Source organism: Roseateles sp. P5_B10, from assembly GCF_056400485.1.
The window spans coordinates 1-570 of sequence record NZ_JBFULE010001655.1; the positions used below are offsets into that span (position 1 = coordinate 1).

General features: G+C 62.3%; 1 protein-coding gene. It reads right to left on the bottom strand.

The genetic code is table 11. The annotated features are described in order from the left end of the window. On the bottom strand, positions 1-296 hold a 296-nt coding region (locus AC1DU6_RS35150), incomplete at its 3' end, for a hypothetical protein (RefSeq protein WP_477863190.1). Positions 297-570 lie beyond the last annotated feature (274 nt).

The following is a 570-nucleotide window of genomic DNA, read 5'->3' on the forward strand; positions in this document are numbered from 1 at the left end:
GCTTCGAGCGATGGATAGACATAGCTCAGATCGACGCGTTCCTGCGGCCCTGAATGCTTCTGCACCTTGCGGCGAAACGCATGGGTCGGGACGTTGAACAGTGTCGCGCCGACGCTCACCGGAATACGGTCGGGATCGCCCGGCTTCTGGCTCTGCCAGGTCGGCCACAGCAGATAGGCCACCACTGCGATAGCGGGGGCTGCAAGTGCTGCACCGACCAGCATCGGTACGACGTGGTTGCGGCGGTGGCGGCGCCGCGGCCGCGTCGTCGGGTGGGTCGGAAACAGCAGAGACATGCGCACGCTAAATTGGAACTGGGACGGTGTACCGGGTGGGCGAATCAACCGCGAATATGCCAGCCGATAGTTAACGGCCTCGCGCGCCTCGCCGCAGGCGGTATCCGGGAGCCATGCACCGCACGCGGTTCCCGACCTCCTCGTTAACCCTTTATTCACGTTGTGCTGGCGCGGAGCTTCGCAGTTTGCGATGCAGGGCGGTGTTTGTATGTGCCGTGAAAGAGCTTCGATGTCCCCCGATGCGTTGAATTCATTCTTCCAGCTATGCATTGGC